The 20,675-nt window shown below is 69.3% G+C and carries 19 protein-coding genes and 1 pseudogene; 9 read left to right on the plus strand and 11 right to left on the minus strand.

Annotation, left to right across the window (positions count from 1 at the left end):
* Positions 1 to 260: 260 nt before the first annotated feature.
* From GA0070214_RS11225 to GA0070214_RS32770, 4 genes and pseudogenes are all read left to right on the plus strand, one after another.
* Positions 261 to 860 (plus strand): ArsR/SmtB family transcription factor, encoded by a 600-nt coding sequence (locus tag GA0070214_RS11225; protein ID WP_167364245.1) that lies wholly within the window; start codon positions 261 to 263, stop codon positions 858 to 860.
* A 1-nt stretch (position 861) separates the two neighbouring features.
* On the plus strand, positions 862 to 2,112 hold the full coding sequence (locus tag GA0070214_RS11230) for an MFS transporter (protein ID WP_091261899.1): 1,251 nt from the start codon (positions 862 to 864) through the stop codon (positions 2,110 to 2,112).
* Positions 2,113 to 2,543: 431 nt separating this feature from the next.
* A pseudogene (locus tag GA0070214_RS33095) lies at positions 2,544 to 2,780 on the plus strand (BTAD domain-containing putative transcriptional regulator); the annotation flags it as partial.
* A 1,173-nt stretch (positions 2,781 to 3,953) separates the two neighbouring features.
* Entirely contained in the window at positions 3,954 to 4,916 is a 963-nt protein-coding gene (locus GA0070214_RS32770) for a tetratricopeptide repeat protein (RefSeq protein ID WP_279615652.1), read from the plus strand.
* Between the two features lie 182 nt (positions 4,917 to 5,098).
* Here GA0070214_RS32770 and GA0070214_RS11240 read toward each other — a convergent pair whose 3' ends face one another.
* The 4 genes from GA0070214_RS11240 to GA0070214_RS11255 form a co-directional block, all read right to left on the minus strand.
* The gene (locus GA0070214_RS11240) at positions 5,099 to 5,890 is read right to left on the minus strand and encodes an inositol monophosphatase family protein (protein ID WP_091261901.1); all 792 of its coding nucleotides are present in this window, start codon (positions 5,888 to 5,890) and stop codon (positions 5,099 to 5,101) included.
* A gap of 239 nt (positions 5,891 to 6,129) precedes the next feature.
* Positions 6,130 to 6,654, minus strand: a complete 525-nt coding sequence (locus GA0070214_RS32085) for a hypothetical protein (RefSeq protein WP_208602718.1) — start codon at positions 6,652 to 6,654, stop codon at positions 6,130 to 6,132.
* Between the two features lie 690 nt (positions 6,655 to 7,344).
* Positions 7,345 to 7,500, minus strand: coding sequence for a hypothetical protein (locus tag GA0070214_RS31800; protein ID WP_167364246.1), 156 nt, complete (start codon positions 7,498 to 7,500; stop codon positions 7,345 to 7,347).
* Positions 7,501 to 7,753: 253 nt separating this feature from the next.
* Positions 7,754 to 7,999 carry a hypothetical protein gene (locus tag GA0070214_RS11255; protein WP_244167665.1) on the minus strand — a complete coding sequence of 82 codons (246 nt, stop codon included), beginning with the start codon at positions 7,997 to 7,999 and terminating at the stop codon, positions 7,754 to 7,756.
* A 228-nt stretch (positions 8,000 to 8,227) separates the two neighbouring features.
* On the opposite strand from GA0070214_RS11255, the gene GA0070214_RS11260 reads away from it, so the two are divergent.
* A complete protein-coding gene (locus GA0070214_RS11260; RefSeq protein ID WP_139141821.1) occupies positions 8,228 to 8,617 on the plus strand; it encodes a hypothetical protein in 390 nt (129 codons plus the stop codon).
* A 237-nt stretch (positions 8,618 to 8,854) separates the two neighbouring features.
* Here the strand turns inward: GA0070214_RS11260 and GA0070214_RS11265 are convergent, their stop codons facing one another.
* Both GA0070214_RS11265 and GA0070214_RS11270 read right to left on the minus strand, forming a co-directional pair.
* Entirely contained in the window at positions 8,855 to 9,262 is a 408-nt protein-coding gene (locus GA0070214_RS11265; protein WP_139141822.1) for a hypothetical protein, read from the minus strand.
* Between the two features lie 1,040 nt (positions 9,263 to 10,302).
* Complete coding sequence (locus GA0070214_RS11270; RefSeq protein WP_139141823.1) at positions 10,303 to 10,884, minus strand: hypothetical protein; 582 nt, start codon at positions 10,882 to 10,884, stop codon at positions 10,303 to 10,305.
* A gap of 281 nt (positions 10,885 to 11,165) precedes the next feature.
* Between GA0070214_RS11270 and GA0070214_RS11275 the strand changes: the two genes are divergently transcribed.
* Positions 11,166 to 11,627: a hypothetical protein gene (locus GA0070214_RS11275; protein ID WP_139141824.1), complete on the plus strand. Its 462-nt coding sequence runs from the start codon at positions 11,166 to 11,168 to the stop codon at positions 11,625 to 11,627.
* Between the two features lie 274 nt (positions 11,628 to 11,901).
* On the opposite strand, the gene GA0070214_RS11280 is transcribed toward GA0070214_RS11275, so the two are convergent.
* Together GA0070214_RS11280 and GA0070214_RS11285 are read right to left on the minus strand one after the other, a co-directional pair.
* Positions 11,902 to 12,246: a nuclear transport factor 2 family protein gene (locus GA0070214_RS11280; protein WP_167364247.1), complete on the minus strand. Its 345-nt coding sequence runs from the start codon at positions 12,244 to 12,246 to the stop codon at positions 11,902 to 11,904.
* Between the two features lie 156 nt (positions 12,247 to 12,402).
* Entirely contained in the window at positions 12,403 to 13,002 is a 600-nt protein-coding gene (locus tag GA0070214_RS11285; RefSeq protein WP_091261907.1) for a TetR/AcrR family transcriptional regulator, read from the minus strand.
* 76 nt (positions 13,003 to 13,078) lie between these two features.
* Between GA0070214_RS11285 and GA0070214_RS11290 the strand changes: the two genes are divergently transcribed.
* A complete protein-coding gene (locus tag GA0070214_RS11290) occupies positions 13,079 to 13,924 on the plus strand; it encodes an alpha/beta hydrolase family protein (protein WP_091261908.1) in 846 nt (281 codons plus the stop codon).
* A gap of 393 nt (positions 13,925 to 14,317) precedes the next feature.
* On the opposite strand, the gene GA0070214_RS11295 is transcribed toward GA0070214_RS11290, so the two are convergent.
* Positions 14,318 to 14,962 carry an alpha/beta fold hydrolase gene (locus GA0070214_RS11295; protein WP_244167684.1) on the minus strand — a complete coding sequence of 215 codons (645 nt, stop codon included), beginning with the start codon at positions 14,960 to 14,962 and terminating at the stop codon, positions 14,318 to 14,320.
* Complete coding sequence (locus GA0070214_RS32385; RefSeq protein ID WP_244167666.1) at positions 14,868 to 16,157, minus strand: YbfB/YjiJ family MFS transporter; 1,290 nt, start codon at positions 16,155 to 16,157, stop codon at positions 14,868 to 14,870. Before GA0070214_RS32385 ends, GA0070214_RS11295 begins: the two co-directional genes overlap by 95 nt.
* Before the next feature lie 1,001 nt (positions 16,158 to 17,158).
* Here GA0070214_RS32385 and GA0070214_RS11310 point away from each other — a divergent pair.
* Positions 17,159 to 18,298 carry a carboxypeptidase-like regulatory domain-containing protein gene (locus GA0070214_RS11310; protein ID WP_091261910.1) on the plus strand — a complete coding sequence of 380 codons (1,140 nt, stop codon included), beginning with the start codon at positions 17,159 to 17,161 and terminating at the stop codon, positions 18,296 to 18,298.
* A 354-nt stretch (positions 18,299 to 18,652) separates the two neighbouring features.
* Here GA0070214_RS11310 and GA0070214_RS11315 read toward each other — a convergent pair whose 3' ends face one another.
* The gene (locus GA0070214_RS11315) at positions 18,653 to 19,393 is read right to left on the minus strand and encodes an alpha/beta fold hydrolase (RefSeq protein ID WP_091261911.1); all 741 of its coding nucleotides are present in this window, start codon (positions 19,391 to 19,393) and stop codon (positions 18,653 to 18,655) included.
* Between the two features lie 56 nt (positions 19,394 to 19,449).
* Between GA0070214_RS11315 and GA0070214_RS11320 the strand changes: the two genes are divergently transcribed.
* On the plus strand, positions 19,450 to 20,412 hold the full coding sequence (locus GA0070214_RS11320) for a helix-turn-helix transcriptional regulator (protein ID WP_091261912.1): 963 nt from the start codon (positions 19,450 to 19,452) through the stop codon (positions 20,410 to 20,412).
* The last annotated feature ends 263 nt before the right edge of the window (positions 20,413 to 20,675 follow it).

Raw genomic sequence — 20,675 nt, forward strand, 5'->3', positions numbered from 1 at the left:
CGGCTACTGGGTGTCGAGACCGATGTTTCCTACGCGGGGTTCGTGAGCAGCCGGTAGGCGTCTCGTGCGACGTATCGCTTCAGGCAGCGCATGGTCTCGGTCTTGCCCTCGCTGATCCAGGGAGCGCGGACGCCTGCCATTCGTCATTCATCGGGTCGAGGTCGCCTCGTACGGCAGCCGCCGTTCGAGATGTCGCTGGTCGGACGCGCATGCCAAGCACTTGCTTGACAAGCCGTTACCGTCGCCTTGAGACTCCAAGCATGCCTTTGGAATCGGACCTCGGGCGGCGGGTCGTCAGTGATCCGCTCGCGTTGCGGGCGCTTGCGCATCCCTTACGTCTGAAGCTCTGTGCTCTCGTCGGTCGCGAGGGATCGCTTACTGCCGCGGACGCCGCCCGGCAACTCGGCATTAGTCAGGCGCTCGCCTCACATCACCTGCGTCAGCTCGCCAAGTACGGCTTCGTCGAGCACGCTGACGCCGGCGACAACAGGGAGCGGCCTTGGCGGATTACCGCTGTCTCGCACCGGTTCGAGGCGGCGGACGGGTCGGCCGAGGCCTGGGAATCGGTCGAACTACTCGATCGCTATTTCGTCGAACAGGCGTCGGCCCAACTCGCAGACTGGCAGCAGCGGCGCGCTGACGAGGATCCGCGCTGGGCTGAGCACGTGGGCGTCTCGCAGAGTTTGCTTTACCTCACGCTCGAGGAGTTCGTCGAGCTCAAACAGCGGTGGGACGAGATCGTGGCGCCGCTCGTTCACCGGCGGCCGCTCGGCGACGCAGGCAAACGGCCTGTCGACGCGGTACCGGTGAATCTGACGCTCGTGGCCGCGCCGCTGCGTCCGACGCCCTCGGGCGGATAGCGTGCGACGGCTCTGGCGGATCCTCGCCAGCAACGGGGACTTGCGTCTGTTGCTCGCCGCGAACCTGATCTCACTGACCGGTGACTGGATCCTGCGGACCGGGCTCGCCTACCAGGTCTATGTCCTGACCGGCTCCACGCTCGCATCGGCAGGATCGGTCCTGGCCTCGCTGCTCCCACAGATCGCGCTCGGATCGGTCGCGGGCGTCTACGCCGACCGGTGGGACCGCCGCCGCACCATGGTCGTCACCAACCTGCTGATGGTGGTGGCGCTGCTCCCACTGCTCGCCGTGCAGCACGCAGGTCAGGTCTGGTTGGTCTACCTGGTGATCGCGGTGCACAGCTGCCTCGCTCCGTTCTTCACCTCCGCCGAGGCCGCGCTCGTGCCGTCCCTGGTATCGGACGACCACCTCGTCACGGTCAACTCGCTCAACGGCCAGGCCCGCGACGTCGCCCGCCTGGTCGGCGCCGCGCTGGGCGGGGTGATCGCGGCGATCGGCGGCATTGCCCTGCTGAGCCTCGCGGACATGATGACCTTCGCGCTCGCGGCCGGGCTGCTGTGGCGGATCCGCACCCGACCTCGATCCGGCTCGGCGATGCGTCCGCATGTCCTGCGGGAATGGGTCGATGGCATGCGCATCGGGGTCTCCAGCCGGGTCCTGCGTGTCTTCCTGGCGTTCACCGTCATCACCGGTATCGGCGAGGCGATCATGGGCACGCTGATCGCGCCGTTCGTACACGACGTGCTGGGCGGCGATGCCCGCGCATTCGGTGTGATCATGGCGGCCCAGGCGGTCGGCGGCATCGTGGGTGGCCTTATCGCGACGCTGGTCGGGCACCACTTCACGCCCCGGGCGATGTTCGGCTGGGGCACGCTGGCGTTCGGCGCACTGGACTTGGTGCTGTTCCTGTATCCGCTGGCTACGCACGCCCTGTGGCCCGCGCCGGTACTCATCGCGCTCGTCGGACTGCCGGCCGCGTTCCTGACCGCTGGCGGCATGACCGTCTTTCAGAACGCGACAACCGACGACCACCGCGGTCGGGTCTTCGGAGCGATGGCGGCCGTGAACGGCGCAGCGATGCTGCTCGGCACGATCGCGGCGGGCACCCTCGGTGAACGCATCGGCATCCTGCCGGTCTTGGCCGCTCAAGGCGCAGCGTACTGCCTGGCCGGTCTAGTCGTACTGCTCGCACTCCCAATTCCGCCACCGATGCAGCGTCAGCGCCCTCGACACGAGGCCGCCACCGCGTGATCGCCCTCGCGCTATGGAAACAACATCAGAGTTGGCAGTGGCGTCGTGCCACAGCGTGAACCCTTTCCGATGGCGACAGTTTCTGGCCGGGAGCTTGCTTCACTCGCGGGCCGGTTCGGGCGGGTCGAGCCGCGACGTACGTCGGCGGCCTTCGTGCCCGAGCCGCTAGCCGACGAAGCGAAGGCAACGACCGGGTTGGCTGACCGCTCACGTGACCATGCCAATCCGCAGGCCGGGGCGGGGCGTCTGCGAAATCGACCGGCGGCGACGATCGCCGCGACCGGGCTCGCCGCCGAAGACCGGACGCCTCCCCGACGGGGAGTCTCCACCCCTCAGAAGTAGCCGTACCAGCGGTTCGACTCCGCCGTTTCGGTGTTCACGCCGCTGGCGTTGTAGATGCGCACGCCGGCGTAGATGTCGTCGAGCTATCGGTCCGGGAGGCGTTGCTCGACGCCCGGCTGGCACTGGGTGAACACGCGTCGCTCGTACCGGAACTGGCGCGCCTGGCCGACGAGTATCCCTACCACGAGCAGATCCACCACCGCCTGATGCTCGCGCTGTACCGCGACGGCCGGCAGGTCGACGCGCTGGCGGCCTACCAGCGGTTGCGCACCGCTCTGGCTACGGACCTCGGCGTCGACCCGAGCCCGGCACTGTGTCGGCTGCACGCCGCCATCCTCCGGCAGGACGCCGACCTGGCACCGCCGGCCATGGGCGAGCCGGCCCGGGTGACCGGCGCGCCGGCCGGCCAGCCCGCACCGTCCGGGCCCGTGCCCGCCCAACTGCCCATGGCCGTGCGCGGATTCGCCGGCCGCCGTCCGGAGCTGGCGCGACTCGACGCCCTGCTGCGTGCCGCGCGGACACCCCGCGCCGACCAGCCCGGCACCCTGCCCATCGCGGTGGTGTCCGGCACCGCCGGTGTGGGCAAGACCGCCCTCGCCGTGCACTGGGCACACCGGGTGGCCGGTGAGTTCCCCGGCGGGCAGCTGTACGTCGACCTTCGTGGATTCGCCGACCACGGCTGCCCAGTGGATCCGGCCGCGGCGATCCGTGGCTTCCTCGACGCGCTCGGGGTGCCGGCACAGCGGCTTCCCGTCGAGCCGACCGCACAGGCAGCGCTCTACCGCAGCATGCTGGCCGGCCGGCGGGTGCTCGTCGTCCTCGACAACGCCCGCGACGCCGCGCAGGTCCGGCCGCTGCTGCCCGCCACGCCGGGCTGCCTGGTCCTGGTCACCAGCCGCACCGAGCTGACCCCGTTGGTGGTGAACGAGGGCGCGCATCCCCTGACCCTGGACCTGCTGTCGACGCAGGAGTCCCGGGAGCTGCCGGCCGGGAGACTTGGCGCCGACCGGCTGGCCACCGATCCGGCCGCTGTCGACGACCTCATCGCCCGGTGCGCGCGGTTGCCGCTCGCGCTGGCCGTCGTCGCCGCGCGCGCCGTCACCCGGCCCGACTTTCCGCTCGCCACGCTGACCGCCGATCTTCGGCGCGCCGCGGAGGAACCGGACGCAGCGTTGGACCCATTCGACGGCGGGGACCTCGCCACCGACATCCGGGCCGTCTTCTCCTGGTCCTACCGCACCCTGACCACCGAGGCCGCCCGTTTGCTCCGGCTGCTGAGCCTGCACGCTGGCCCGGACATCGCCGCGCCGGCCGCGGCGAGCCTCGCCGGCCGGTCGGCCGCATTCGTTAAGCCACTCCTGGCGGAGCTGGCCCGCGCGCACCTGCTGGGCGAGCTGGCCCCGGGGCGCTACGCCTGCCACGACCTGCTCGACCGGTACGCCGCGGAGCTGGCCCACACTCACGACGACGCCGGCGACAGGCGGCGCGCCCGGCACCGGATGCTCGATCACTACCTGCACACCGCCGACGGCGCCGCCCGCCTCCTGGACCCCCATCGGGATCCGATCACCGATCCGGCACCTGAGCCCGGCACGGTCCCCACCGTCCTCACCGGCTACGCGGAGGCACTTGCCTGGTTCCGCGCGGAGAGGCCGGTGCTCCTGGCCGCAGTCGGCCAGGCGACCCGCACCGGCTCGGACCGCCGGGCCTGGCAGTTGGCCTGGACCCTGCTCGACTTCCTCGACGCCCACGCGTACTGGCACGACCTGGCCGCGGTGCAGGATCTTGCGATAACGGCCGCCCGGCGCCTCGGCGATCGCCGCGGTGAGGCCCACGCGCACTGGGGGCTGGCGCGGGCCAGGGCGAAGCTGGGCGACCACGAGGACGCCCGCCGGCACTTCCAGCGCGCACTGGAGTTGTTCGAACAGACCGGCGACCGCACCAGCCAGGCGCACACCCGGCTCAACCTGGCCTGGGTGCTCGACCGGCAGGGCCGTTACGCCGAGGCGCTGCCGCAGGCGCGGGAGGCGCTCGCGCTCTACCAGGCTCTCGGCCACGTGGCCGGGCAGGCCGACGGGCTCAACGCGATCGGCTGGTACCTCACCCACCTCGGGGAGCACCGGCGGGCCCTCGGCCACTGCAGGCGGGCCCTCGACCTGCACCAGCGGACCGGCGACCGGCGCCGTGCCGCCCAGGCCTGGGACAGCCTCGGTCACGTCCACGGCAACCTGGGCGACCACGAGCGGGCGACGGAGTGCTACCGCAACGCACTCGCCCTGACCCGGCAAATGAGCATCAGGTACGACGAGACCATCGTCCTGACCCATCTCGGCAGCGCCCGCCGCGCCGCCGGTGACCGGGAGGAGGCGCGCGCGGCGTGGCTCCACGCGCTGGCGATCCTGGAACAGTTGAATCATCCGGACGCCGAGGCAGTGCGCGTCCATCTCGCGCGACTGAGCTGACGTACGCCCGGCGGTCAGCGGCGGCGCGGCGGGCGCAGCCCCGACTCGTAGGCCCGCACGACCAGCTGGGCCCGGTCGCGGCAGTGGCCCACCAAATGCTCGTCGAATCCGCCCCAGCACTCGCCTCATGGGTGGACTTGATCGTTGGACGCGATTGGAAGCAACGCGGCTGCCAAGCCTAGTCAGCCGGCCAGGACAGGCGCTAACAGGTCCAGGAGGGCGTCATGATGGCGTCCAGTGCTGAGCAGCGCAGTTCCGTCTCCGGTAAGTAGGGAGCGACCGTGAAGGTCGGTCGCCCTTCCGCCAGCCTCCTCAAGAATCAGCGGTAGCGGTGCGAGGTCCTCGTATCCCATCTCAGGACCCGCGATCACCAAGGCGTCGACTAGGCCGGTGAGCAAACCGCCGATGCCGCCCAGGTGGCCGGTGATGCGCGTATGGCGATGCAGCGTGAGGAGCAGATCAGCGGGCCAGCCAGCCGGATTGACGAGCTCAACCCGGGCGGCGGCCAGGTCGGGGTTGTCCCGTAGCGCCGGTGCGAGATCCCTGCCGTCGGTGCGCACGCGGCACCCGCAGCCACGGCCTGCGTAGATCAGTTGGCGAGCCACGGGCTGATTGATCACGGCAAGGGCCGGCCCATGATCGTCCTCAAGCGCAAGGTTGGTGCCGAAGATGGGGATGCGATATGCGAAATACTTGGTGCCGTCGATCGGGTCGATGACCCATCGCCGGCCAGAGGTGCCTGCCGTCGAACCGGCTTCCTCGCCGTAGATTTCGTCAGCCGGAAAGCGTGCCGCCAGCTCGCCGCGGATCATGGTCTCGACCGCGAGATCAGCATCCGTGACCTCGGTACCGTCCGCCTTGATCGCCAGCGCGAAATCAGCCGCGAAGAACCGCTCGGCGGCGAGCGTGCCGGCGCGCTCTGAGAGCCGGATCGCAAACTCCAACGTCGCCTGGTCGAGCCGGGGCGCACTCACCCGTTCAGACTAGCCACAGTGCTCGTGCTGGCTTGATTAACCAACACCTGCTGGGTTGGGGCCACCCTTGGGTTAACCATGAGCCAGTAACCGTGACACTCAGCAGTCACGAGCGGCAGCAGACGCACCCACGCAGACCGCCTGCGGCATGCGTTTCCGATAGCACTGCCGGTTGATCGCGCTGTTGCCAACGAAGGCTCCATGCAGACTGGCCGACCCCTCAAGGCGATCAGCCGGTCTCATCCCCGGCGGGATCCTGCGGCATCAGCCCTCGGAACGCCGACGTGGTGTGGACGCTCGGGCTTGGATGCGACTTCGAAATGCGCTCGGCGAGAGCCGCTTTGGCTATTGTCGTTGACCGGTAGAACCCCGTTCTCCGCCATCAGCGCGTGGAACTGCTGCTGTTGGTACTGGACCCCTGGGGGCAGCGGTGCGAGGTGCCAGTGCAGATGGGCGTTGCCCTGCTGGCTGCCCAGGCTCATCGAGTGCATCCGCTCGGTGGGCAGCGTGGCCGCGATGGCACGCGCGACCCTGTGCACGATTCCCATGCTGACAGTGAGGTGAGGCTCGACGTAGCCGTCACTGTCAGGGACCATGCCGCCGTGAGCTTTGAACTTCTGGTCCTCGCGGCCCAACCCGTCGTTGCGCTCAGCGTGGTGCGCGAGATGATCGATCACTGCACCGGCCTGGCGCACCGAGATGGGGAGCTGGATCCCCGAGTCGTCGGCTTCTACGAGGAGCTGGGGGGGGCGTTCCCTGATCATCCGCCGTACGACCCGCAGTCTCCTTGGATGTCGGCACCCCTCGCTGTGGGCATCGACCACGTGAGCATGAGTATCAGCCACTCACCACGAGGCAGTGAGGCCGTGAGCGCCGTCTGTCGCTTAGCCGAGCGGCATGGCTTGGTCATCTATGACCCCCAAGGGGACGAGGTTACCGGCTTGCAGCGGGACTACCGGACTACCGACGCAGCCACGCCTCTCCAGTAGGACTTCTGCGTGATTGCCGAGTAGAGCAAGGCGGCTACCGGCAGTGCCACGGCTGCACCGACCACGACTCGCCAGGGGCTTGTTGACATGCCTCATCGTGACAGGAACATGCAGAGATCGCAGGGCCGGGACAGCGACGTACAGCCATTCGTACAGCCAGGACCACCCACAGCCGCCGACGCTGTCCGACAGCGGCCGACGGGCTGACCAGGACTACACCCGGCGGACCAGTCGTCCGCGATCTTCTTTTAATCCCCAGGCCGCCCCGGCCACCGGCGCCCCACCCTTGACAACTGTCATTGAGACTCGTCCGTAGGGCGCTCTACCTTGTCCCCGTCCGGGGAGGCTGGACGGTCTGACGACTGCCCGACGATGAGATCCGCTCAGCCCTCATGAGACACAACGTCCCGGTCCACCCCGACCCCGCACCCGGCTATCCACCCTGCTGGCACTTGAGCTAGCTCCTCACTCGGAGACGGCCGGAGACGGGTTGGAGGTGGTACTTGCAGTCTCCTCGATCGGCCACGGCACAACCGGCTCGGGAGCCGGACGATCGGGCTGCGCTAGAACGAACAGGTAGAACAATCCGCACTGCACCACCAAGGCAATCAGCACGCTCACGGCAGCAGCCACCACGGCGATCCGAATGCTCCTGCGAGGAGCCTCGAATGTCCTGGTCCCCCCAGAGTTCATGGCAGGAGAGTACGAGTCCACGGGGCGCAGGCCAATGGCCGCGCTTTCGGTCCTACAGCCATCCGTACAGCCAAGGCCGTGCGCTGACGCGGACACTGGCCGACGGTGGCGGACAGGCAGACCAGGGGCCTAGCTCTCTGACCAGCCATCCGTGATTTTCTTCTAATCCCCAGGCCGTAGCTCAGCCGAGCAATCCCGGAACACGCTCCCGAAGCTTTGCCATCACCCGCGACAGCCCGGCGTCCAAGTCGTCGCCGTCCCACCGCACAAGGTCCCCGCCCAGCGGCTTGCCCGACACCAGCACCGTCCAGCGGCCCCGTTCGCGTTCGCCGTCCATCTTGACGATGGCGACCAGGCCGTGGTCCCCGAGCTGGACCAGCAACTCCGTCAGGCACTCATCCAACCCCATGGCCGCGTATTCGATCACGACCGCTCAGGGACGCGCTGTCCGCATCTGGTCCGCAAGAGGTCGGCGGACGGCAGGGGAGTGGTGAGAGATGTCGAGAGGCGTTTCCGCTGCTAGAAGCCCGTCCGCGCAGCTCGCCGGATTGCTCAACTTGATCTCGTAATGCGTAGGTCGGTGATGGTCGACCGGCCATCCCTCGTGGGACGGTCGGGTGACGACGAGCGGCCGGCAGGCGACCATGATGTCGGGGTGACCACGGTAGACGGCCGCCCGGAGGGCCCTGAGCCGGTAACCATCCGTGCCCGCACTCGCGCTCTGCGCCTCGGGGTGGCGATCCCCCTCGCGATCGTCAGTTTTCCGTTCCTGTTGCTGGGGGCATTCAACCTGATCTGGTGGTCACCTGCGCTCACCGGCCCGGGTCCGAACCCGTGTGATCCCGCCGTCGACGGGTGGGGAGCCTGCTGGCGTCCGGAGCAGCGAACCTTCTGGATCGTGGCCGCTGCGGTGGGCCTGCCGGGCGCGGTCTGCCTCGTGATCTCGCTGATCCGGCTTCCCCGAACCCGCCGCTGGTGGCCGTGGCCAATCGCGACAGCGGCGCTCCTCTTCTCCTGCCATTTCGCGCTGACGCAGATCCCCTGACTTCGGGGCCGGGGTTCGAGCCCGTCGGACGCGTGTAGCTAGCCAGCTATGCGCAGGAGTTTGCAGGCAGTTGCCATGGCCAACGTCCCGCCGCCATACAGCCATTCGTACAGCGAAGACCGCCGGCCAATGCCGACGTGACCCGACAGTGACGGACGGCTTGAGCAGGAGCAGGCCACCGTGACAGCCAGCCGTGATTTTCTTCTAATCCCAAGGGCGCTCCCGAGCCGCCGACGCTCAGCGTGGGACATAGCCGTTAGCAGAGTGGACCAACAAGCGGAAGCCCATCGGCACCCGCTGGTGACGAGGCAGGCCGAGCACGTCGTAGTCGACCGCGAGGTCATCGAAGCCGAGCCCTGATCCGGGAGCCATCTCCACGTCCGGGATCGTGACCGTGACGAAGACCGGCAGTTCCATGCCCGCCGCCACCCTGATCGAGCGGAACGGTGCCGCCGCAGCAGGGTCGAACACGACGGCGGTGGCCCCATCGGCAGGGTTTGCCGCCAGACGGGCAATCTTGAACACGTGATGATCCGCCGGACCGCCTTCGCCCGCGATGCCGGTGATCGTGACCGGCCACGGACCGGGATTGCGGATGGACGCGCCGAACGTGACCTGCCCTCCCGGATTGAACGCGAACCGCACCTCCGTCCTCGGCCCTTCGGTGCGGGACTCCGCGTCAGCCCCGTGCCACCACGAGCTGCCGTGATCGAGGCGATGGCCGATAGTGGCCGACAGATACCCAGCGCACAATGCGATAGCCAGCATCGCGGCGACCAGGAGCCGCCAACGGCGCCTCGCAGACGGCGTCCGCGGGGGACGAGCATCGGGCACGGCAAGTCGGCGGCGGCCTCCCCTTCTGATAGCGCCCGCACCTGCCACTGGAGGATCGACGACGGCCGGCACGGCGGGCCGGAGCGTCAACGTCATGACGCGCACGCTACAGCGCACATCCGCCCGGTGCTGCCCGCCCCAGGCAGCGTTCTGCTGGTGCCTCGGCGGCAAGGTGATCGCCGAGAGCCTGGCTTCGGAGCCAAACATGGGAGCCGCCGGGGCGAACGAAGCCGGACGAGCCCGGACCGATGCATTTGCCGAGCATGCGGCGACCAGGGCGACACTTCAGGCGGTCGGCCGCGCGACCGGCAGCAGTCCACATCCAGTCCTCAAGAGGCCGGACCGCGACCACCGACGCTGACAGACGCCGAGAGGCATTTCCGCATGTCGGGCCGGTCCAGGCCAGGTAGGCGCAGGTCGCAACTTGATCTCGTAATGCGTAGGTCGCTGCGATCCCGATTGCAGTCACAGTGTTGCAGCTCGTCGGCCTCTTGCACGATGCTGTCGAGCATGACCACGGCTAGGCGGGAACCGCCGGCATCGCGCGAACGAGCCGACCGCCTGACGCTGATTGGTCGCTGGCGCCACTTCGTACTGGACCAACCGGTCCTCGTAGGTGCCGGCGAGACAATCTGGATCGAAGACGGCCACCTCCTGGTGCAGCGTGTCGGTGGGCGACTGGACTCGTACCCCGGCGCCATGAACCGCTGCGGTTGCCGGGACCGGCGCGACGGTTGACAGCAACCGGTGACAGCAACGGCTTCGGACCATGAGGCACGGATAGAGACCCCGCAGCAGCAGGGCCAGCCACGGACACCGGGGTCGGACCGTTCCGCACAGCCTCGCCGAGGCTACGGATCAGAAGGTCGTGATCCAGGGGCGTGTGCAGCCCTCCACGCCGACGGCTGGGGTAGTCCTGCTCCGTCCCGCCAAGCGTCTGGCTCGCGTGGCCCCGTTGCGAGCCACCGATTGATCTCCTGGACACCGGCGGCGAAGGACCGAGCCAGCGCCGGGCCGCTGCCCACCACCCATTCCCGCCGTTCGACGACGTGCATGTTGTGATCATCCACGCACCAGCAGGCCACCTCGACGGTCGCGGCTACTTCGAGCAACGATGGCGTATCGAAGGCGACCAGAAGCGAGAGCTCCAGCCAGTCCTCGCCGGTGTTGGCCAGGGATACCGTCGCCGACAACACCAGCAACTGGGCGCCGGTCGCTGGCGGAGGCAGAGCAGGCTCGTGTGTGTACGACTCCCACGCCGGCTGCGCGCCGGGCAGTCCGGGCGACTGCATCGCATCAGCGGCGGCACGCATGCGGTCGTACACGGAGCTGTCCAGGTCGAACGGCAGTCCCTGGATCTGAAGATCAGCAAATTGGTCGGCGCGGGTTAGCAGCACGACAACATCGTTTCCGACCACCCGGTCCTCATCCAATCCTCAAGAGTTCGAGCCTCGCCGGCTGACAGTGAGAGATGCCGAGAGGCTCCTCCGCAGGTCAGGAACCCTTTGGTCAGGTGGACGACCTCACTATGTCGATCGCGTAATGCGTAGGTCACCCGTGCCATCCACGTGCCAGTAGTCGGTACCCCCGGCAGTCACCAGCGGCCGCGAACGGTCCCCACGTCCTGCGGATGGCCTGCCCTACCAGGTCCTTGTTGGCCGTGATCTTCGTCCTTCCAAACTGGGGCTCAGGCGCGCGTGGATACAGTGACGCGATGCGGAGGGATCTTGTGCGGCGCCAGTTGTCACGCCTCGTCGCGTGGACTGGCAACGACGGTCCCGTTCCGGCTGCGGCCGGTGTTGTCGGCGTGGAGTACCGGGGCCGGTTGGGTCACCCTTCCTCGTATGGCTTGCTCATGGCGCGCGCCGCGGACTCGCCTGGCGTCCAGTTCGACCTCAGCCCGGCATCCGTCGCCCTGTCGGTGCCGTGCGATGAGGTCACGCTGGGCCTGACCGAGCCCGAGTACCGGGCAGCGCTTTACGCCGCTGGTCATGATCTTCGCGTCGGGCTGGTCATCACGGGCGCAGTTGAGGGGAAGCTCGGCTCGTCCATCGTGGTGTTCACGCGGCTTGCCGCGGTCCTGTCCGTGCTGCTGGCTGTCGATGCCGAATCGGTTGATGCCACTAAGGTGTGGGCGACCTGGGACGACGCTTGGCCTGGCCGGAGCCGACCATGAACGCTCCCGTGGAGCAGAGAACGCGCCGGGCAATGCGTTGGGCCACGTATTCCTCGTAGCTGTAGAACCCTCACGATCAGGGATGTCTGCCGAGCAGGTCTTGTTGAGGTCGTAGCTGACCAGCTGTTGCCGGTCTAGAACACTTTGATGCTTCAGCTGGAGCAGTCGACGGCCGCGAGAGCGTGCAGCGGCACCGGTTGGGGTGACCAACACAGGCGAATGAGCGCGGTGCTCGACCGGGACACCACGCCGAGCATCGATGTGGCGAGCAGAACTAGGAACTCGCCTGCGGTTTGGCTGAGAGGCCCCAAAGCTCAGTGATCCGATCGCCGTCGAAGGTGAACATCTCCAGCATCGTTGCCGTCGAGCCGTCAACGAATCCGCCCATCTCGGTCCGAGTTGCCACCCGTTGGTCGTCCGCAACCAGATCTTTGAGAGTGACCTTTAGGGCGGGATGCTGGTCCCACATGCGCTGCCAGGCCCGCTGCACGCACTCCCATCCGCTGGTCTTCAACGGGTGACTGTAGAAGCTGTCGGCGAAGATTTCTTTGGCGGCCGCCGTGTCCCGTCGGTTGAAGGCCTCGTACATGCGCTCTGCGATCTGGTGTCCTTGATCCATGGAGCCAATATGTCCGTACCCCATGACATCGGGCCATCCATCTCCGTCGACCGCGCCCTGGAAGCGGGGTCCGCCCGGCTCGCTGGTCTGTAGACAGCCGACAGCACAGGCCGCGGTCGTGGTGACCGCACGTCGGCGGCGGTCCGGCGTCGGCGTCTACCCGTCGGCGGGTCGGCTGGCCGCGCGGTGCAGGAGGGCGAGGGCCGCCTCGCGGGCGTCGCCCGCGGCGACGGGACCGTCGAGGTGGTCGGCGACCACGATTGCGCCCTCCAGGAGCAGGAGAAGTTGCCGTCCCAGCGCGGCGGGATGTGCGGCTCCGGCTCGGGTCGCGATGTCGGTGAAGAGGTCCAGGTAGCGGCCGAGATGGCGGCTGGCAATGGTGCCGGTCGGCGTGTCGTGGTGCTGGGTGGCGGCGTTGACGATCGCGCAGCCGCGGAAGCCGGGCTCGCCGAACCAGGCGCCCAAGGCGTCGAAGACCGCGGCGAGCTGGTTCGCCGGCTCGTCGCCCGCGTCGGCGGCGGCTTGGGCCAGCCAACGGATGACGCGGTCGCTGCGCGCCTCCAGAACGCAGCGGATGAGTCCCTCTTTCGATCCGAAGTGGCGGTACAGCGTCTCTTTCGAGATGCCCGCCTCGGCGCAGAGCTCCGCGACACCCACGCCGTCGAGCCCGCGCGCGTAGAGGATTCCCTCCGCCGTGTGGAGGATCGCGGCTCGGGTGCGGTCGGGGTCGAGGCTGCTGCCTTTGGGGACGGGCACGCGGAGATGGTACCAGTCGGTTCGACAGTCTGTTAACGTCCCATCGGACCGACCGGTTCCATCTAAGGAGAGCGCTGTGTCCGACCCCCTCGTCACCGATCCCGCCGCAGCGCCTGGTCCCCCCGCGCGTACTGTGCCGATGACCTTTCAGAGCGCCCGCGCCACCCTGCTGGGCGTCCTGCATGTGCCCGCCGGGCCCGGCCGGCACCCCGTCGTTGTCGTGCTGCACGGCTTTCCGGGCAATGAGCGGAACTTTGACCTCGCGCAGGCGTTGCGCCGGGCGGGGTACGCGACGTTGGTCTTCCACTACCGCGGGTCCTGGGGGGTGGACGGCTCCTGGTCATGGACCCACATGCTGGAGGACGCCGCTCGCGCGGTCGCCCATCTGCGCGAACCCGAGGTCGGCGCGGCCTACGCCCTCGACGCGGACCGGTTGGCCCTCATCGGCCACAGCGCCGGCGGTTTCGCCGCGTTGATGACAGCGGCCGCCGACCCCGGCGTGACAGCGGTCGGTTCGGTGGCCGGTTTCGATTTCGGCACGGCCGCCGCCGCGTGCCGCAGCGACCCGACGACGCGAGCCGCCTACCTGGACGGCTGGGAAGGCGAGCTACTGCCCCTGCGGGGCACCAGCGCGCAGGCGCTGGTCACGGAGATGGAACAGGCGGGGGACGCGTGGCGCCTGGCCCGCCTCGCCCCCCGGCTGGCCACCCGCCCCGTGCTGCTGGTCGGCACCGGCCGGGACCCCGTCACTCCCGTCGGCATCCACCACGATCCGCTGGTGGCCGCCTACCTCGCCCACCCGGTCCGCGAGCTGGAACACTGCGTCTTCCACACGGACCACGTCTTGTCCGACCACCGGGTCGCCCTCGCCCGTACGGTGGTCGCCTTCCTCGATCGGTACCTGACGGACGTCCCCCGGTGAACCCGAACTCCACGGCTGCCGGAGCCGTCGGCGCTCTGCAGCGGCAGAAGTCGAAGCTCCACTGGGACGCCGCGCGATTCGCCCTGGGAACCGCTTCTGCCCTGGGGATCTCCCGATCGCCTACGGCCTGCTCCTCCCGCCCGTGAGAGCCGATCTGCAGTAGAGCCTCGCCCGAGCCGGTGCCCTGACCACAGCCAACAGGTCGGCTACCTCGTGGGCGCCGCGCTCATCGGTGTCGCGGCACGGGGCGCAGCAGGGTGGCGAGCACCCGTACCGCCGTGGTCATGCCGGCACCGTTGGCCTTAGCGCGCCGAGCACCGTGCCCCGGCGCATGCCGCGCCCGGGACCCTTGACGTTTGCAGGGTCCCGGGCGCGGGTGCTCGGCGCTGTCGGTCAGTGGGAGGCGGCGCGGTCCAGGATCGCCGCCAGCTCGTCCGGGTTGTCGCGCATGAGATTGTGCCCGCCGGGCAGGGCGTGGGTGGTCCAGCCGGGGTCCGCACTCAGCTTCTGGTAGGTCGTGGTGAACGGGGACTGGTCGGCCCAGCCGGCGGCGTACACGTAGTCTCGGCGCTCGATGTGCCCGAGATCGCCGGTGAGCCGGAGTGGCTGGAGCAATGAGGCGATCGGGTGGGACGTGGCCCGTGCGTCGAAGATCGGCAGCACCCGGGACGCGCACCCGGTCTCGTCCACGTCCACGTACCACCGTCGCTCCTGGTCTGACACGAGCGACCAGCAGGAGTCGCCGTGAGCGGGTACCACGGCGTCCAGGTAGACCAGGCAGCGGACCCGGTCGGGTGCGCGGTCCGCGGCTCCGGTGATCACCATCCCGCCGTAGCTGTGCCCGACGAGCGTCACGTCCCGCAGATTCTCGCCCTCGAGCGTGGCCACCACGTCCTGGATGTGGGTGTCGAGGTTGACCGTGCCGTGCAGGAGGTGGCTGCGTTCACTGAGGCCGGTCAACGTCAGCGGATGGACCGTGTGTCCCGCGCCGCGTAGCCGGCGGGTGAGCTGCTCGAAGCACCACCCGCCGTGGCACATCCCGGGGACGAGTACGACGTTGGCCATGATCCTGCTCCTTGTGTTGATCGTGAGTGGTGGTGGGGCACCGGAGGTCGCCGACGAGGGCGATGACCGCGGCGACGGCGCACAGGACTGCGGTCCAGGCGAGGGTGGCCGTGGTGGAGGTGTGGTCGGCGATCAGGCCGGCGAGCCAGGGGCCAGCGGTCTGACCGGCGGCGAACACGGCGGTGAGCACGCCGAGCGTGGCGGCCCAGTCGCCGGCCGCGGTGCGGGCCCGGACGAGGGCCGTCACCGCGGCCGGCACGCCCATGAAGCTCGCGCCGTACAGGAGCACGGAGAGCAGCACGAGGGGCATCGCGGACGACACGAGCATCAGCGCCGCACCGCCGCTCAGGACGACGAGGAGCGTGGTCAGCGCCCGGTTGCCGGGCCATCGGGCGATCGGGCGGCTCCACACCGCCGGTGCGGCCGCGACGGCCGTGCCGAGCACGGCCCAGGTGAGGACCACCTGCCCGACGGAGGCCTCGTGGCCGGCCAGGTAGGCGGAGAGGAAGGTGATGTAGGTGATATAGCCGGCGGCGAAGAGCAGGTAGGCCAGGGCGGGTGCGAGCAGTTGCCGCAGCCGGGCCCGGCCGGCCGAGGATGGTCCGGCCCCGCTGCTTGCCCCGGTCCAGCTGACCGCCGTCGCGAGCGCGGCAGCGGCGCCCAGGGCCACCCAGGCCAGCCGCCAGTGCTCACCGAGCAGCGGTACGGCCACGCCGCTGAGGACGATGCCCAGGCCGGCGCCGGCGAAGTACACCGTGATGGGGGTGGCCGACGCGGCGTCCGCCGCGAGGCGGGATGCGAGCACCCCGCCGGCGACGAAAACCACCGCTCCGGTGGCCCCGGAGAGCGTGCGGAGGGCCAGCAGCGTCAGGTAATCACCACTGACGGCGGTCAGGGCCAGCGACGTGGTGGTCAACGCCATGGCCAGGCGGAATGCGGTGGCCGCGCCGAGGCGGTGTATCAGGATGCGGGTCACCAGCGCACCGAGCAGGTAGCCGAAGCCGTTGGCGGTGGCCACTGCACCGGCTGCTGCCAGGGTCCAGTGCAGGTCGTCGCGCATGGCTGGCAGCAGCAGCCCGTACGCAAAGCGGGCGAGGCCGAGCGCGCAGGCGGTGCCGAGGGCGAGCCGTGCGGCCGGCCACAACCCCGCGGTCGGGGTTGCCGTCATCAGCCCTCCCAGTGATCGAACCGATCAGTACGAACTGGGCGATGCTAGCAGTAGAAGGAACCACTCGGTACCATCTGTGCCGTGCCCGTCCCCAAGGGATCCACCATTGACCCGGAACGCACCGGTTCCGGCATCATCGACGGGGCGACCCGCCTGCTCCACGAGCGGGGCCTCGACGGCATCGGCGTCGCCGAGCTGTGTTCCCTCATGGGGTGTCGAAGGAGACCCTCTACCGCTACTTCAGCACCAAGGACGGGGCTGGTCGCTCAGAATAAAGCCTCTTGATCTGGCACTTGGTGATGAACGCAGTGGCCTCCGCCAGTGGCGACGGTGCAGCGCCGAGTGCCAGGACCAAAGATGGCACCGCACTGCGGAGCAGGATCATGCAGGTGGCACAAGTTGGATTTGTTGGCTGCTCCGTTGGGACACTGAGCCCCCGATCTTGTTGTGGCAGTGCACTGTCCCCACTTGCTCACCATTCAAGGACACCTACCGCTGCTGCTTACGTCTGTCACTTCTCGCCCGCCGCGTCAACACCTGCTTGATGCGCTGAGACGGGCTGGTGCCTGATCCCTCGCTAGTCCGTCACCCTGGCCCGGGCGCTGGGGATCCGCATCGAGGACGCCGAGGCCGAGTGAACGCCTGCGGGTGCCGCCGCAGACATGCCAACGAGTCAGGCTGGGACGAGCAGGTCCCACCGGTTGCGACGGACCGGGTATCGGTTCAGAGTGGTCACCAGAACCCGCGCGAAGAGGTTCCGGAGCCAAAAGGCCGGCGACGAAAAGGGCGACCGCGCCGAGGCCGAGGGCTGACCCTCATCAGGACGTAGCCGTCCGGCTGCGAGAAATCCCGCAATCGCGAGGCTGCATATCAAGCAGGCCAGCGCGAGGTCCCTGCGAGAGGCCGGGTAGGGGGCGCGAGTCGCGCAACCGATTCCCGACAGGGCATAGTGTCCGTCGGCGTCATCGGCCGATGTCGCCTGCCCTCGGAGAGGATGGAAGGTGACGACACGCTCGCGTGCCCGATGGGCCCGGGTCGCCGCATTGATCGCGCTCACCGGGGGGACGCTCGCGGTGTCCGCGGCACCCGTGGTGGGCGCCGCGGCACCCGTCAGCATCCTGAGCGTGTCGGCGGAGAATGTGAAGCCCGGCGACAAGGTTCGCATTCAGTTCCGCGTCACGAACAACGGGAGCGGGGCCGAAACGGCCATCGTGGTGGTCGGTGGCGGCCTGCAGTGCACCACCGGCTGCCGGGTGGAGCCGAACCTCAAACCCGGCCAGAGCCAGGACTTCCAGGCCACCGTTGTCGCGCCTCAGGTGCGCGCGGGCGAGATTAGCGGTCTCAACATCTCCGTCGGCGTACGGCTCGACGGGCAGAACATCTTCGACTTCAAGATGGTCTACGTTTACGGCCCGGGCACGTCGCAACCCGGCGCGGGTGCGCCGCAACCCAGCGGGGACAAGCCGTCGTCGGAGGTGGACGGGGTGTCCGGCCAGGTCCGCGACACCAGCGGCAAGGCGATCGGCGGCGTGGCCCTGACCGTCCGGGACAGCGCCGGGCACGAATACCGTACAACGAGCGACCGGAGCGGTCGGTTCTCGATCAAGTCGGGCGCCGGCAAGACGATCGCCGAGGGCCGGATCACGGTCGTCGCGGCCCTGGACGGCTATCGCACCAGCCGCACGACCGTACAGGGCTCCGCCGGTGACACCGCGACGGTGCGGCTGACCTTAGCCGCCGTGGCCACGCCCGCCACGACCGCGCCGTCGCCCACCGCAACGGCAGCGGACGAGGCTCCCGGGCCGGAGACCAGCGTAGCCACGGCGGCACCTCCCGCCCTCGAAGCTGTGAGCGACGAGGGCAGCGGTTCGCTGCCGTTCATCCTGGGCGGCCTGCTGGTCGTCGCCGGTTTGGGCGCACTGGCCCTGATGGGGATCCGCCGCCGGAACACGCCGGACAAGCCGGCTCCGCACGTGGCGACTCAGCTGACGGCGCCAGCCGGAGCGGGCATGAGCGACGCGCCGACCGCGGTGCTGCACACGAGGCCGCCGGCCGATGGGTTACCCGGCCCGTACAGCGGGCCCCAGCAGGGCGGCGTCCAGCAGCTCAGCCACGAACCATACGGCGGGCCGGCCCGCTAACACTGTCGTAGCGGCGGTATCTGGTACTGGTCGAGTGCCTCCGGAAGTTGGGCGTCTTCTCGGGGCGCCCACGGCGACGGGGCTCAGTCGAAGTGGTAGCGGTCGGAGACGCGCGTTCCAGGTTCGCTGAGGCAGTCGAACGTGCAGGGCGAGGGGGCGATACCGCTGCTCGCGGAACGCATCGGTTGCCAACCGTCGACTTACTCAACTGCCGCAGACCGCGCGCGTGGTCAGCGTCCGCTCGCGCCGAATCGCGGACGTTGCTTTGGGATGGCATGGCCGGGTTGTTCGGTTCCCGTCGTTGACCGCGTACCGCTGCCGGGTGGCCTGGTGTTGGTCACCCGGCAGCGGCGGTTACGCCTTCAGCCGCGCCTGGTGCAGGATTGCCGCCAGCTCGACCGGTCGGCTGAGCATCGGCCAATGCCAGGTCGGCAGTTCCTCGTAGCGCCACGCGTCGTCGGCCATGTGGCGGTACAGCGGCAGTGTCGCGGCCATCCCCTGCACCTGCGCGGCGGTGAAGCTTGACAGCACGCCGAGTCTGGGCAGCTTTTCCCACTCCCCGGTCAGCCGGACCGGGGCGGTGGCGGTCGCCCACGGCTGGTCGACCGACCGCTCGCGCAGCAGCGTGACGATCGAGTCATCCACGTCGGGCACGCTGGCAGCAAGGTCGGCCCAGGGCGGCGGCGGCAGCCGCCACCCGTCACCGTGGTCGGCCACCAATGCCGCGTTGCGCTCGCGCTCGGCCGGCGGGGTGAACTCGACCTGGGTCACCCCGTCGGGCAGCGGGCCGGTGTCGACATAGACCAGCTGGGCGACGCGGTCGGTGACGCGGTCGGCGGCCGCGGTGACGACGCTACCGGCGTAGCTGTGCCCGACGAGGACCACGTCGCGAAGGTCCTCGTAGCGCAGGAGGTTGACCACGTCGGTGACGTGGACATCGAGGTCGGTGTCGGGACGGGCCAGGTGAGCGCGCTCCCCGAGGCCGGTCAGGCTGATCGGGTACACGTCGTGGCCGTGCCGGCGTAGTTCAGCGGCCGTCGAATGCCAGGCCCAGGCGCCGAGCCAGAACCCGGGGACCAGTACGAATGTCGTCATGCGCGATACGCTACGGTCAATACCGGACAGTTTCCGCCCGGATTAGGAGGACGTCTTTGGCCAGGCCGACAGCGCGCGTACTGGCCCTGCTAGAGATCCTCCAGTCGGGCGGCGCATTCAACGTCGCCGACCTGGCCCGCCGGCTCGACGTCGACGAGCGCACCGTCCGCCGCTACGCGACCCACCTCCTCGACCTGGGCATCCCGGTCGAAGCGCGCCGTGGCCGCTACGGCGGGTACCGGCTCGCGCCCGGATACAAGCTGCCGCCACTCATGCTCACCGACGACGAGGCGGTCGCCATCGCCCTCGGCCTTGCCGCCGGACGCCGCGCGGGCATGGTCACAGCCGATCACGCAGCCACCCAGAGCGCCACCGCCAAGCTGCGCCGGGTACTGCCAGCCGCCCTTGCCCGACGCATCGACGCCCTACTGAACACCATGGACGTCACCGGACCCGTCCGACAACCCGCCCCGCCCGGCACCGAGGTGCTGCTGGTGCTCGCCGAGGCGGCCCGCCACCGACACCCGGTACAGCTGACCTACACCACCTGGCATGGCCACTCCAGCGAGCGCGGCCTCGACCCGTACGGGCTGGTCTTCCACAACGGCCGCTGGTACGTCACCGGTCGCGACCACGCCAGCGGATCCACGCGGACATTCCGACTCGACCGCATCAGCGCTATCCGCGCCACCGACGGGGCGTTCGAGGTACCGGCCGGGTTCGACCCCACCGGCCACGTCCTCGCCGGACTGGCCTCGGTGCCCTACGCCCACGACCTCTCGGTCCTGCTGCAGACCAGCCTCGCCCAGGCACGGCGGCGGATCCCTCCCTCGGTCGGCACACTCACCGAGGTCGCCAACGGAGTGCGGCTGACCGCCCGAGCCGAACACCTCGACGGCGCCGCCCAGATGCTGGCCGGGCTCGGCTGGCCCTTCACCATCGAACGGCCCGCCGAACTCAGAACCGAGGTGCGCGCGCTGGCCGCTCGCCTACTCACCCACGTAGACGCAGGCGAGTAGGCCGCCACCAGCGTCCCGTCGAAGTTGGTAGATCGGCCAGCATGAAACATCCGCTCTTGCCCGCGATCGGCCTATGTGCGGGCACGGTAGGACGCAGCTGAGCGTTTCTGGGAGCCCGCTCAGCATGACCGGGCCCCCCGGAGCCTGGCCCGACTCGAACGGTGCTGCCACCCCTGGGTTCAGGGACGTGCGGCACCGGCGCGCACGTTGGGCAGGCCGGCCTCCAAGCCAAGTGCTGCCGGGCGCACCGCCGGGCTGTCGAT

The organism is Micromonospora chaiyaphumensis, assembly GCF_900091435.1.
GTDB lineage: Bacteria > Actinomycetota > Actinomycetes > Mycobacteriales > Micromonosporaceae > Micromonospora > Micromonospora chaiyaphumensis.